The sequence below is a fragment of the Psychromonas algicola genome (genome assembly GCF_004378355.1).
In the GTDB taxonomy this organism is placed as follows: domain Bacteria; phylum Pseudomonadota; class Gammaproteobacteria; order Enterobacterales; family Psychromonadaceae; genus Psychromonas.
This window is the reverse complement of sequence record NZ_SNUB01000002.1, coordinates 76,544-89,021: the sequence shown is the minus strand read 5'-3', so window position 1 is coordinate 89,021 and position 12,478 is coordinate 76,544. Positions and strand designations below refer to the sequence as shown.

At 36.7% G+C, this 12,478-nt stretch carries 13 protein-coding genes; 3 read left to right on the top strand and 10 right to left on the bottom strand.

Going from position 1 to position 12,478, the window contains the following annotated elements; translation table 11 throughout:
- Positions 1-20: 20 nt before the first annotated feature.
- The 10 genes from gspK to gspC all read right to left on the bottom strand — a co-directional run bounded on the left by gspK (position 21) and on the right by gspC (position 9,101).
- The gene (gspK, locus tag E2R67_RS01405; RefSeq protein ID WP_134289133.1) at positions 21-998 is read right to left on the bottom strand and encodes a type II secretion system minor pseudopilin GspK; all 978 of its coding nucleotides are present in this window, start codon (positions 996-998) and stop codon (positions 21-23) included.
- Positions 998-1,630 carry a type II secretion system minor pseudopilin GspJ gene (gspJ, locus tag E2R67_RS01400; RefSeq protein ID WP_134289131.1) on the bottom strand — a complete coding sequence of 211 codons (633 nt, stop codon included), beginning with the start codon at positions 1,628-1,630 and terminating at the stop codon, positions 998-1,000. Before gspJ ends, gspK begins: the two co-directional genes overlap by 1 nt.
- Positions 1,617-1,979 (bottom strand): type II secretion system minor pseudopilin GspI, encoded by a 363-nt coding sequence (gspI, locus tag E2R67_RS01395; RefSeq protein WP_166739291.1) that lies wholly within the window; start codon positions 1,977-1,979, stop codon positions 1,617-1,619. Before gspI ends, gspJ begins: the two co-directional genes overlap by 14 nt.
- A gap of 29 nt (positions 1,980-2,008) precedes the next feature.
- Positions 2,009-2,599: a type II secretion system minor pseudopilin GspH gene (gspH, locus tag E2R67_RS01390; RefSeq protein WP_134289128.1), complete on the bottom strand. Its 591-nt coding sequence runs from the start codon at positions 2,597-2,599 to the stop codon at positions 2,009-2,011.
- Positions 2,600-3,034: a type II secretion system major pseudopilin GspG gene (gene gspG / locus E2R67_RS01385; protein WP_134289126.1), complete on the bottom strand. Its 435-nt coding sequence runs from the start codon at positions 3,032-3,034 to the stop codon at positions 2,600-2,602.
- Positions 3,035-3,279: 245 nt separating this feature from the next.
- Positions 3,280-3,399, bottom strand: coding sequence for a pilus assembly FimT family protein (locus tag E2R67_RS16985; RefSeq protein ID WP_445177023.1), 120 nt, complete (start codon positions 3,397-3,399; stop codon positions 3,280-3,282).
- Positions 3,400-3,442: 43 nt separating this feature from the next.
- A complete protein-coding gene (gene gspF, locus E2R67_RS01380; RefSeq protein WP_134289125.1) occupies positions 3,443-4,654 on the bottom strand; it encodes a type II secretion system inner membrane protein GspF in 1,212 nt (403 codons plus the stop codon).
- Position 4,655: 1 nt separating this feature from the next.
- The gene (gene gspE, locus E2R67_RS01375; protein ID WP_134289124.1) at positions 4,656-6,176 is read right to left on the bottom strand and encodes a type II secretion system ATPase GspE; all 1,521 of its coding nucleotides are present in this window, start codon (positions 6,174-6,176) and stop codon (positions 4,656-4,658) included.
- Positions 6,173-8,176 carry a type II secretion system secretin GspD gene (gspD, locus tag E2R67_RS01370; protein ID WP_134289123.1) on the bottom strand — a complete coding sequence of 668 codons (2,004 nt, stop codon included), beginning with the start codon at positions 8,174-8,176 and terminating at the stop codon, positions 6,173-6,175. The genes gspE and gspD overlap by 4 nt, the downstream gene beginning before the upstream one ends.
- An 82-nt stretch (positions 8,177-8,258) precedes the next feature.
- Positions 8,259-9,101 (bottom strand): type II secretion system protein GspC, encoded by an 843-nt coding sequence (gspC, locus tag E2R67_RS01365; protein ID WP_134289122.1) that lies wholly within the window; start codon positions 9,099-9,101, stop codon positions 8,259-8,261.
- 290 nt (positions 9,102-9,391) lie between these two features.
- On the opposite strand from gspC, the gene hslR reads away from it, so the two are divergent.
- From hslR to pckA, 3 genes are all read left to right on the top strand, one after another.
- Positions 9,392-9,796, top strand: coding sequence for a ribosome-associated heat shock protein Hsp15 (gene hslR, locus E2R67_RS01360; protein ID WP_134289120.1), 405 nt, complete (start codon positions 9,392-9,394; stop codon positions 9,794-9,796).
- Positions 9,797-9,825: 29 nt separating this feature from the next.
- Entirely contained in the window at positions 9,826-10,686 is an 861-nt protein-coding gene (hslO, locus tag E2R67_RS01355) for an Hsp33 family molecular chaperone HslO (protein ID WP_134289119.1), read from the top strand.
- 148 nt (positions 10,687-10,834) lie between these two features.
- Entirely contained in the window at positions 10,835-12,451 is a 1,617-nt protein-coding gene (pckA, locus tag E2R67_RS01350; RefSeq protein ID WP_134289118.1) for a phosphoenolpyruvate carboxykinase (ATP), read from the top strand.
- Positions 12,452-12,478 lie beyond the last annotated feature (27 nt).

Sequence of the window (12,478 nt, the reverse complement as noted above, 5' to 3'; positions counted from 1 at the left end):
AACATCTCCATAATCACCATTTATTCTACTCCTGCATATTGAAAACGAATTGCAATTGCCTTTTTATCTTCTATTTCAAATAATACTTTTAAAGCCATCAATCGCTTTTCAAACTCAGCTATTCCGTATAACTCAAAAAAGTCACTTGTAACGTTTAGCTGTTCTTTGAGCTCCGATGAAATTGTTTCGCCACTTAATAAACCAGTAGCTAAAAAATCATCAACCGAACTCCAACCATTACTAGGGCGATCTTCTAAAAGCGTTTCAAAATCTTCTTGTGAAAATTCATATTTAGGTTTAAATAAAGCGTATAGAATATCAGAATGCTCTATGGCTACCGTATTAACGTTAATTGATTGGTCTGATACAGGTAATGCACATAAATAAGGTTTTATACGTTCAAATATTTTCCCTGTCACACCTTCAACTGCGCGTAATTCTGAGATATCCACCATTAAATTATTGGCTGCGAGGTAAGCAACAGATCGAGCTTCGTAAATTCTATCTTCTGCGCCTTGAGCCGCATCTTCCGTATTGTTTTCATCGACCCAATCACGTGTAGATTCCGCAATGACTTCCGCAGCATACTCTTCGATATCTAATGCTTCTAATAATGCTTGAAATTGTTGCACAGGTAACGCACGAACCTCGTCTTTATCGGCAGCGCCAATAGCATTAACGTTAAAGCAACTGCGATTATCTTTTAAGCTACCTGAAATGGTTCCTTGTTCAACAGGAAAGATTAAATCTGGCGTCGCCCATATTTGATCTAAGCTGATCACATCGCTATCTTCAAAATCATTATTTAAAATCATGCGGCTCAATTCGACTGAAGCTTGCCCATACCAATACACTTTTTGAGAGAAATTTAAACCTTCGGTGCGTAATAAACTAGATGTCATTCGTCCAGTCATTGTCGTTGCGATGGTCACCATGATAGCTAAGATCATTAAAATAGTGATCAGGGCAATGCCTCGTTTTTTTCGATGCTTTAACATTATTTCACTTCACTATTTGGTAACAGAAACACTCGCTTTAATTCACCATAGTGTTTACTCATGATGGTGATCTCTATGCCAGAAGGGAGCACACCACCTCCATTCCAAGTTGTTACCCAACCATTATTCCAAAAACGAAAACTTAATTCTTCAATATCATTTAAGATAACTTGTTGCTGTTCGCTTTCTCTAGAAACGACATCGGGGTACAAAAAGTAAACTCGTTGTAATTGTTCATTTTGAACTCGATAACCTACACGTAAAATATTAGAGCGAGGTAATAAATTAAGTGGATTAGTCCAACCTAAACGATTAAATTCAATCCCCTGAGATTCTGAATCCAAAACGCCTTTGCCTACATATAAAGCTTTTAAATTTTCTGTAGCAACACCACTTAATCGAGAATTTCTCGCAACCATCTGCAGAAAATCACGTTCAATTAATAACATTCCACGTTGAACTTCGATTAGATTTTCATCATGTGATTTACTAATTTCGCCACTACGCAGAACCCCTTGCAGTATTTGGTAAGCAGCTAAACTTAATGTAGCGAAGATAGCAATTGCAATTAAGATTTCAATTAAAGTGAAACCTTTATGCTTTTTTTGCTTATTGTATTTAAGGCTTGGCAATGTAAGTCCTTATATGTGCAAGAGCTTGCCCATTTTCTTTATCACTGACTTCAACATCTAGCGCTATAAAATTAGGATCTGCAGTTGCAACTCCTTGATATCGCCAATACCATTTTACATTAGCAAACTCCACTTCAGCATTTTTCCAACTTAACGAAGGCCATGTTTCTTGTAGTTTTAATTCAGCAACACGATTACTTGCAATCCACATTGCAAAGGTTTTTTGTTGTAGATAACTCTGGTTATTTAATGCTTGTGAAGCCGCTTGCATCACAGCAAGCCCAGAAGTGGCAAGAATAACTAAAGCAAGCATAACCTCTAATAAGGTCATTCCTTGTTTTCTTTTCATTAACTTACCAACAAAAGATTTCATCCACTTTACTCTCTAATAACTTCTATTTGACCGCTCATACTAACAGTCACTGTGACTCTATCTTTTTGATTTTCCGTATTAAAAAATAGATAACTAAAAGGTGTCACTTCACCGCTAGACATAATAAAAACCTGTGGATTTATATCTATTTCAGCTTCTTGCCCTTCTATCTCCACCAAATATTCTTTTTCAGAAAATGGATCGTCATCTTCTTGTTCAATTTCGTCCCAAACACTCCCTACCAAGGAATATTCACTACTTATGCTAATGGGTATTTTAATATAATCATTAACACGGGGGTTGCTCAAAGGCTTCCATTTTTTACTTTTTAAATCATAAAAAGCAAATCGATATTCTTGTTCGCCAAATTCAATACCGAGTTCACTGTTTGAAATCAGCGCATGATCTTGAGCGAGTTGTAATAGAGAACGAAAACGTTGAGCATGCCATTGACTATCTTTGTCAAAACCTACAGAGCTTGGCAGAGTCATTACGACGCCAATAGAAATCATGCCCATTAAAACTAATACAAGCATGACTTCTAGTAGAGTAAACCCTCTTGCATGAGGCATTATTGGTTTAGATAATTTAAACAATTACTTATCATTTAAATTCCAATTACCAATATCATCTTCAGTACCTTCTTCACCATCAAGACCAACAGAAAGCACATCAATTTTACTATTCTCACCAGGGTTATTTAAGATGTAGTCATTACCCCACGGATCTTGTGGAAGACGTTTGATATAACCACCTTCTCTGTAATTACGCGGAGCAGGAGAGCTATCTGGTTCTGAGACTAATGCTTCTAAACCTTGATCCGTTGTAGGGTATGTACTGTTATCTAAGTTATACATGCCTAATGCATTTTCTAACGCAACAATATCTGATTTTACTTTTTGCACATCAGCTCTTCCTTTGTTACCTATTAAATTAGGCACAATCAATGCAGCCATACCACCAATGATCATAATAACCACCATGATTTCTAATAAACTGAAGCCAGCTTGTTTTGTATTTAATTTTTTCACACTAAACCCTTTTTATTATTTAATAGTTCAACAATATCTTTATATTAAAATCGTATTATTCACTTCCAAAATAGCAGTCACCATGTTTGCCATTGAAACGACAAGCGTCAAGGTGAATATCCCTAACACTAATGTTATTTATGCTGATCAATATTTATTGTAATGATTCAACATAATCTACCCACCTTTTGAATACTTTATTAAGCAATATTAGCTTTTATTTTTTGACTATCACACAACTAGCATCAAAAGTTGTTACCCAATAAACTGATTACACCCCATGCAATTAGACCACCAATAATCATACTCATAAACATTAAACCTAATAGCGTAAAGCCTCTTTGTTTTGGAGTGGTTCTTTTCATATTAAATTTTCTCTTCTTATTTATAATCGTTCGACAATTTTGATTATGAAATCATATTATTAAGTTCTAAAATTGGTTGTAAAATAGCGGTAACAATAAACAAAATAACACCCGCCATCGAAACAACAAGCGCCGGTTCGAATATTCCTAATGCTAATGCAACCTGCGCAGAGAACTGTTTATCTTGATTATCAGCGGAACGTTCTAACATACTCCCTAATTCACCACTTTTTTCACCACTAATAATCATATGCAACATCATAGGAGGAAATAATTTTGTATTAGCTAAGGCTCTTCCTAAACTTGTTCCTTCCCTAACTCGCTCCGATGCCTCAGCAACTTTTAAACGTATATAATTATTACTTAACACATCACCAGCAATACTCATTGCTTCAAGTAGAGGCACAGCACTACTATTTAAAATACTTAATGTTCTGGCAAAACGAGCCGTATTAAGTTCATTCGCAACTTTCCCAATAACAGGAAAAGTTAACAAAATGCGATCAAATCGTAATTGATTACTCGCTTTTTTAAGGTGCTGTTTAAATAGCAATAAGCCTAAAACAAAAACAAAAACAAAATACAAACCATAAGCGCTTAAGAAATCACTCGCTGCAATTAAAAACACGGTTGAGCCAGGTAAATCTCCTCCCATATTTTCAAATTGCCCAACTACCTGAGGTACAACCGAAGTTAATAAGATAGCAACCACTGAAATTGCGACAATGGTTAATACGGTAGGATAAATCAAAGCTTGCATCATCTTACTTTTCATTTCTTGCCGCTGTTCAACATAATCAGCTAATCTCTCAAGTACTTTATCAAGATGCCCTGACTTTTCACCAGCTGCGACCATTGCGCAGAATAAATTATCGAAAATTGTTGGATAATTACGCATACTATCAGCGAGGCTATGACCTTCAATTACACCTCCGCGTACCGAGGAAATCATATTCTTTATTTTCGGATTATCACACTGCTCCGCCACCGCTTGCAATGATTCTTCAATAGGAATGGACGAGGCAACAAGTGTCGATAATTGACGCGTAATTAAGGCTAAGTCTGATGTTTTAATTTTGCTTTGAATAAAGGCTTTATTTGGTTTATTGCGTTTAGAAGCGACTGACTCCACTTCTAGCGGAATTAACCCCTCTTTACGCAATTGATTGCGCAACATACGAGCAGAATCAGCCTCTTGCGTTCCTTTTTTTTGCTTACCTTTCGCGTCTAAGGCTTTATAAGAAAAAGTAGCCATATTAGTCTTCTCGTGTCACACGTAAAATTTCTTCTAACGTAGTTTGCCCTAACAATACTTTTTGAATACCATCTTCGCGAATACTTGAAGATGTTTTACGAATTTCACGTTCAATTGCTTGCTCACCAGCACCTGTATGAATTAACTCTCGCACGACTTCATTAACAACTAATAATTCGTGGATACCCGTTCGACCTCGATAACCACTATAGTTACAACGGCTACAGCCGTTAGGCCTATATATCGTCACCGCTTCTGTTTCTGCAAAACCTAAAATAACTTTTTCAGCGGAGCTTGCAGATTGAGCTTCTTTACATTCACTACATAAGCGGCGAACTAATCGTTGTGCTAAGACACCTAAAATACTTGATGATAAAAGAAAAGGCTCAACTCCCATATCTCTTAAACGAGTAACAGCGCCAACAGCAGTATTAGTATGTAATGTGGATAATACTAAATGCCCAGTCAAACTGGCTTGTACAGCTATTTCAGCAGTTTCAAGATCTCGTATTTCACCAATCATAACCACATCTGGGTCTTGACGTAAAATAGCTCTTAATCCTCGCGCAAACGTCATTTCAACTTTTGTATTAACTTGAGTTTGTCCAATGCCGTCGATCGCATACTCAATTGGGTCTTCGACGGTTAATATATTTCTATCTTTAGAATTAATCTCTAACAGACCTGCATAAAGTGTTGTACTTTTACCTGAGCCCGTTGGACCTGTCACTAAGATAATACCGTGAGGTTTGTGTATCAGACCTTGCAATAATTGATGATTATTAGGAGTCATTCCAAGGGTTGCTAAATCTAATTTAACTGCATTTTTATCTAACAAACGTAATACAACTCGCTCACCATGGCTTGATGGCATTGTCGAAACACGAACATCAACAGCACGCCCACCGATTCGCAATGATATACGGCCATCTTGCGGCACTCGTTTCTCTGCGATATCAAGCTTTGCCATTACTTTGATACGTGAAACTAATAACCCTGCAAGTTTACGTTGTGGTTTTAAAATTTCACGTAACACACCATCGATACGGAAACGAATAATTAAGCTTTGCTCAAAGGTTTCAATATGAATGTCGGAAGCTTCTTCTTTGATTGCTTCCCCTAACATTGCATTGATTAATTTAATAATCGGCGCATCATCTTCTGTTTCTAATAAGTCATCAGTACTAGGAAGCTCTTCGGCTAAAGTGAATAAATCATCGGCACCTAAATCTTCCATTAATTGCTGTGCTTCCAATGAAGAAGATTGATAGGCTCGAGCGACTAATTTATCAAAAACATCTGCATCTACTTTTTGAAGGTTAAAGGCGTGCCCAATAACTCTTCTAACTTCAGATAAAAGTGCGACACTTGGTGCTTGTTTAAAGCATAAAGTGCTATTTTTTCCTTCATGAGACATGACTAATTCATGTTTTTTAGAAAAAGTAAAAGGCAGTTGTCCTGAGGGAGTAAATTCTTCTGGCTCAACGCCTTTAGGTGGAGCAATATCACTTAAAGCACTCATGCTGAAGTATCCACTTTTTCATCAGCATCATTTTCTTTTAATTGCTTGCTTCTATTTCGATCAAACATACTAGGATCAATTTCAACAGGTTGTCCCCATTCTGGTAGTACTGGAGAGCTAGTATTTGGCATTAACATAATCCCATTCTCAGATTGCTCTTGCTGAATAGCACGCATTAATCCATATTTACGTTGGCTTAATTCCAGCATAGTTTGGTCATCGCGAATAATTGTTGGACGTAGGAAAATCATTAAGTTACGTTTTGTCGTTGTACTTTTAGTCGATCTAAATAACACCCCAAGATAAGGAATATCGCCAAGGAGTGGCACTTTCTCAATAGTTTCGCTGACAGCTTCATCAATTAAACCACCGATAATAATCGTCTCACCTGATTTTGCTAATACTGTTGTTTTAACTGCTCTTGTTGCGAAAATAATATCAACAGACGTTTGCCCTTTAATATTCGAGACTTCTTGCTCAATCGTTAGCTGTACTGAGTTACCTTGATTGATTTGAGGGGTAACTTTTAATTTAATTCCCACTTCACGACGTTCAATGGTTTGAAAAGGATTATCATTAGTGGAGCTTGACGTTGAACCAGTTAACACAGGCACTTCATCACCAACAATAAAACTTGCTTCTTGATTATCAAGAGTAGTTAAACTTGGTGTCGCCAAAATATTTGATGTACTAGAGCTACTTAACGCTTGCAATATAGCAGCCCAATCACTGGTAACGAATCCTGCAATTCCTCCTGCAATTGACCCTAATGCAGAGGAGAGGTCTTCATAATCATCTTCATCATTATCTACAGCATACACGCCTGTCGCAAGCGCACTAATTGAAGCCCCATTATCACTAAACTGAGTCGCAGCACCAGAGCTAGAAGCCCATTGCACGCTTAAATTAATGCCATCACCTTCTGAAACCTCAACAACAATCGCTTCAACTAATACTTGAGCTCGTCGAATATCAAGCTGTCGAATAATACTTGTTAGAGAAGACATTAATGCAGGTTGTGCTGAAATAACAATTGAATTAGTGCCTTCATGCGCCTCTATATTTAAAGAAGATTGATTAGAAGAATTAGTTTTGCCTCCCGTTTGCTCAATACCTTTACTAACTCCCTTTAATACATCGACAACTTCTTGTGCATTCGCATATTTAAGGTAAAAAACACGTGTATTCCCATTATTCTTTAATTCATTATCTAATGAATTAATTAAGGTAATTACTCGTTCACGTGCTTGAGGTTCCCCACTAATGATAACTGAATTTGTTCTTTCATCTGCTACCAAACGCGGCTGTAAAACACTTACTGATGTTTTCTTTGAGGAAGTAGAATTTGTTTGAATGGAATTGATCATATTCACCATTTCCAATGCACTAGCAAATTTTAATTTTACAATATCAACTTCCTGATCACCTGCTTTATCAACTCGTTCAATAATATTAACTAATCGATTTACAACTGCTGCACGTCCAGTGAGCATAATTACATTCGAAGGGTCATAATGCACAACATTGCCACCGCCAGCATTATCATTTAATTGACGTAACAAAGGAGCAAGCTCTCTTACCGACACATTAATAACAGGAACAACTCGAGTCACCATTTCATCACCCGTAAACTCACTCCCCCCATCAACAACTGGGATAGCCGCAACTTTTGCATCTTTTGCTTTGATCACTTTAAGAATACCGCTTTCCATTTCAACCACAGCAAAGCCGTACACTTCAAGTACACTTAAAAAGAATTGATAGTATTGTTTTTCATTTAAAACGTCATAACTACGCACATTGATTTTGCCACGTACAGCTGGATCTAGAACAATTGTTTTTTGTAGGTTTTTACCCACAATATTAATAAATTGATTAATATCTGCATCTTGAAAAGATGCTGAATATTCAACAGCCTGTAATGATGTAGATGGTAAAAATAAGACAAAAATACCAGCCCCAATTAAGCGCTTTAATATTCTCTTGACTCTCAAAACCATTATTGAAACCTCATTTATTATATTTATTCCATCAATCTATAAAATGAATTATATTATTATCAGTTAGTTACATTTTTTTATTTTAAGGAATGCTAAAAAACAACTCGTTCAGCTCACCATTTCGGTCAATGGTTAAAGTAATTTCAGTCATAGTAGGGAACTCTTTCATTAACCCAACAGCTTCACTTGTATCAGTCAAATCAACACCATTAAGCTCCACTGCTAAATCGCCCGATTGTAATCCTGCTTCTTCAAACAAACTAGCATCTTTCCCTGGTTTAACACGGTAACCTTTAACTTCATTTCCCTCTCTAACAGGAGAAATGTTAATATAATCCAATAGTTTACTTGGGTTACTTAACAATTCTTTTCTATCAAGTGCGATTTCTGTACTTTGCTCCCTTCGATTCCGAGAAGTTCGTCTAGGTTTACTCGTTGTATTCTTCTGTACTACACTTGCATTATCATCTAAACCATCTAAAACTAATACTTGTTGTTCACCATCAACCACAATAATAATACGGTCATGATATATTTCATCAATCCTTGCATTCGCACCAGCAATAACCGAGTCAAGAAAATAACTATCTTGTTTACCCTTATATTCTATGATCACACTTGATAACGTAGGATCTGAAGCTGCAATAATACCGACCAATGAAATCCTTAATCTTGTTTTTGGTACTTCCTTTAAATCTTGAACTTTAAGAGCACTACGAATGCCTTCATATTCGCCAAATAAAAACTGTTTCTGTAGCCCATAAGTATCGATTGATGTTTTATTTTGAGCTAATTTCTGTGTTGATGGCTCCCAGTTATAAGGAGTCTCCTTTATTGGATAAAGTGACCACGTCAACAATGCCGACTGATAAGCGATCAAAACGCTTATTGTCATAAATATTATTTTAGGTAATTGTTGAAACATAACAGACACTCTACTTCACACCCTATAGTTAATTAAGCATTAACATTCATATTGATACTAACGTGCTCTCCATACTACAACAAACTCAACACTCCAACAATGAGGCTTATAATAAGTATTTACTGCATTAAAAGCCCTTCGTTAAAATTGGTTTTATTAAAGGTACTAACTTACAACTTGATTTGTTGATTTTTGCCCCCATTTCAATGTTTGCCTTGCATGACTTCTTTTGGTTTAGCAAATAAATGATTTTTGTTACACTAAGCTATACTTTTTAAAGTGAATAAATAATGACAGATTCAGCGGTTAGATTAGACAAATGGTTGTGGGCTGCACGATTTTATAAAACCCGAAGCCTTGCACGCGATATGGTGCAAGGCGGCAAAGTGCACTATAACGGTCAACGAGCAAAAGCCAGTAAAAATGTTGAAGTAGGCGCATTATTGTCAATACGTCAAGGCGATGTAATGTTAGAAGTCACGGTTGAAATTATTTCCGGTCATCGTGGTGGTGCCCCTATTGCTCAAACACTTTATAAAGAAACAGAAAAAAGTATCGTAAAGCGCGAAGAATATAACGTTTTACGTAAATTAAGTTTACAAAATGCACCACACCCAAACCGTCGACCAAACAAAAAAGAACGACGTGATTTAATACAAGCAAAAATACAACGTAATACAGCTAATTTTGATTAATTGCTGCCGAATATATATTGAGAGAACCTATGACAGACCAACTACAACGTTTCCTATTTGATGATTTCCAAATCCGTGGGGAAATAGCTAAAGCACACGAAACGTTTCAGCAGTGTATTGATAATCACAATTATCCTGAAGCCGTTGCCAACATTATTGGTGAATTGTTAATTGCTACCAGCCTATTAACTGCAACCTTAAAATTTAAAGGCAAGATCGCCGTACAAATTCAAGGAGATGGCCCTTTAAGCATGGCCGTTATCAATGCAAACCAAGATTTACAGGTTCGTGGAACAGCACGTTACGAAGGTAATACTGAAGGTTTATCTTTCTTAGAATTGATTGGTAAAGGCACATTAATGTTAACCATTTCACCAGAAGATGGCGAACCTTACCAAGGAATTGTCGCGCTGGAAAAAGAAAGTTTAGCTGCCTGTTTAGAAGATTACTTTATCCAATCAGAGCAATTAGCAACAAAAATTAGCTTATTTGCAAACAGCCAAACTTCTCCTGTTCAAGCAGCAGGTTTGTTAATTCAAACTTTACCAGCGAGCTCTGAATCGCACGAAGAAGATTTTGCTCACGTATGTGCGCTTGCCGGAACAATTAAAGCGAAAGAAATTTATACGTTAAAAAATGAAGACCTTTTATTCCGTTTATACCATCAAGAAAATGTTCGCTTATTCAAACTACAACCTATCAGCTTTAAATGTGGTTGTTCACAAGAACGTTGCCTTTCTTCACTTGCAACATTGGCTCCAGGTGAAATTACAGAAATATTAGAAGAGCAAGAAAGCATTGATATGCGCTGTGAGTACTGTGCAACAACTTACTCTTTCAGAGAACAAGATTTACAGATCTTATTAACGCCAGATAATCCACAACACTAACGGTAAAAAAGAGATCCAATAGCCACAATTTCAATTGTGGCTTTTTTTTAATCAACTTTCCGACTCCGATCCCAATTAAATTAGCCAAACTCACCTACTCTCATGATCTTCTGCTGTAACAAATAATTAACAATTGAGAGGGACGCATATGACATTGCATACATTATCAACTGAGCAATTAGAAAAATATGGTATCAAAAACGTTTCTGAAGTTATTTATAATCCTAGTTATGACACTTTATATGCAGAAGAGACAGCAACTCAATTAACAGGCTTTGAGAAAGGAATAATAACAGAAAATGGTACCGTAGCTGTTGATACTGGTATTTTTACAGGTCGCTCGCCCAAGGATAAATACATAGTTAAAGATGACACCACGAGAGATACGATTTGGTGGAGTGATCAAGGCAAAAACGATAACAAACCTATTGATCAACACACTTGGTCACACCTTAAAAATATAGTCACTAACGCGCTCTCAAATAAACGCTTATATGTTGTAGATGCATACTGCGGTGCAAATGTTAATTCACGCTTAAAAGTCCGTTTCATAATGGAAGTCGCTTGGCAGGCTCACTTTGTGACCAATATGTTTATACGCCCAACGGAACAAGAGCTTGTTAATTTTGAACCTGATTTTGTAGTGATAAACGGTTCAAAAACCAACAATCCTGATTGGCAACAACAAGGTCTTAACTCTGAAAATTTTGTCGCATTTAACCTTACTGAGAATATCCAATTAATCGGCGGCACTTGGTACGGTGGCGAAATGAAGAAAGGATTATTTTCAGTGATGAATTACCTCTTACCGCTCAATGGAATGGCTTCTATGCATTGCTCAGCAAATATAGGGAAATCAGGTGATACAGCTATCTTTTTTGGGTTATCGGGAACAGGAAAAACAACCCTTTCAACGGATTCAAAGCGCGCATTAATTGGTGATGACGAACACGGCTGGGATGATGATGGCGTATTTAATTTTGAAGGTGGCTGCTATGCCAAAACAATCCGCCTCAGCGCAGAGGCTGAGCCAGACATTTATCAAGCAATTAGACGTAATGCCTTATTAGAGAATGTGATGATCAATGATCAAGGAGTTGTGGATTACGACGATCCAAGCAAAACAGAAAATGGGCGAGTCTCTTACCCAATTGATCATATAGAAAATATTGTAAAACCCATTTCAAAAGGCGGTCACGCAAAAAAAGTGATTTTTTTAACAGCAGATGCATTTGGTGTTTTACCGCCAGTGTCTAAACTAACAAAAGCGCAGACCCAATATCATTTCTTATCAGGATTTACTGCAAAACTAGCAGGTACAGAACGAGGAATAACCGAACCAACACCAACCTTTTCCGCTTGCTTTGGAGCCGCTTTTTTAACATTACATCCCACTCAATACGCACAAGAATTAGTTAAGCGAATGGAGGCTTGTGATGCCGAAGCTTATCTAGTGAATACGGGATGGAATGGCTCAGGGAAACGAATTTCAATTCTCGATACCCGAGCAATTATTGACGCGATTTTAGATGGCTCTATTGAAAAAGCAGAAACCAAAACTATTCCACTTTTTAATTTACAAATACCAACATCATTACATGGTGTAAACAGTGCTATTTTGGATCCTCGTAATACTTACTCTGATAGCGAAATATGGGATGAAAAAGCACATAAATTAGCTCATTTATTTATTGATAACTTTGCGAAATATACAGATAAAAAAGAAGGTAAAGCGCTAATCTCAGCAGGACCAGTATTAACTTAAAGAGAGAATGGTTTATGGGTATTACAC

Bases quoted from the DNA above. Each gene is read 5' to 3' on its own strand.
- gspK (WP_134289133.1), bottom strand. From the start codon at position 998: ATGTTAAAGCATCGAAAAAAACGAGGCATTGCCCTGATCACTATTTTA.
- gspI (WP_166739291.1), bottom strand. From the start codon at position 1,979: ATGAAAAGAAAACAAGGAATGACCTTATTAGAGGTTATGCTTGCTTTA.
- E2R67_RS16985 (WP_445177023.1), bottom strand. From the start codon at position 3,399: ATGAAAAGAACCACTCCAAAACAAAGAGGCTTTACGCTATTAGGTTTA.
- gspF (WP_134289125.1), bottom strand. From the start codon at position 4,654: ATGGCTACTTTTTCTTATAAAGCCTTAGACGCGAAAGGTAAGCAAAAA.
- gspE (WP_134289124.1), bottom strand. From the start codon at position 6,176: ATGAGTGCTTTAAGTGATATTGCTCCACCTAAAGGCGTTGAGCCAGAA.
- gspD (WP_134289123.1), bottom strand. From the start codon at position 8,176: ATGGTTTTGAGAGTCAAGAGAATATTAAAGCGCTTAATTGGGGCTGGT.
- gspC (WP_134289122.1), bottom strand. From the start codon at position 9,101: ATGTTTCAACAATTACCTAAAATAATATTTATGACAATAAGCGTTTTG.
- hslR (WP_134289120.1), top strand. From the start codon at position 9,392: ATGACAGATTCAGCGGTTAGATTAGACAAATGGTTGTGGGCTGCACGA.
- hslO (WP_134289119.1), top strand. From the start codon at position 9,826: ATGACAGACCAACTACAACGTTTCCTATTTGATGATTTCCAAATCCGT.
- pckA (WP_134289118.1), top strand. From the start codon at position 10,835: ATGACATTGCATACATTATCAACTGAGCAATTAGAAAAATATGGTATC.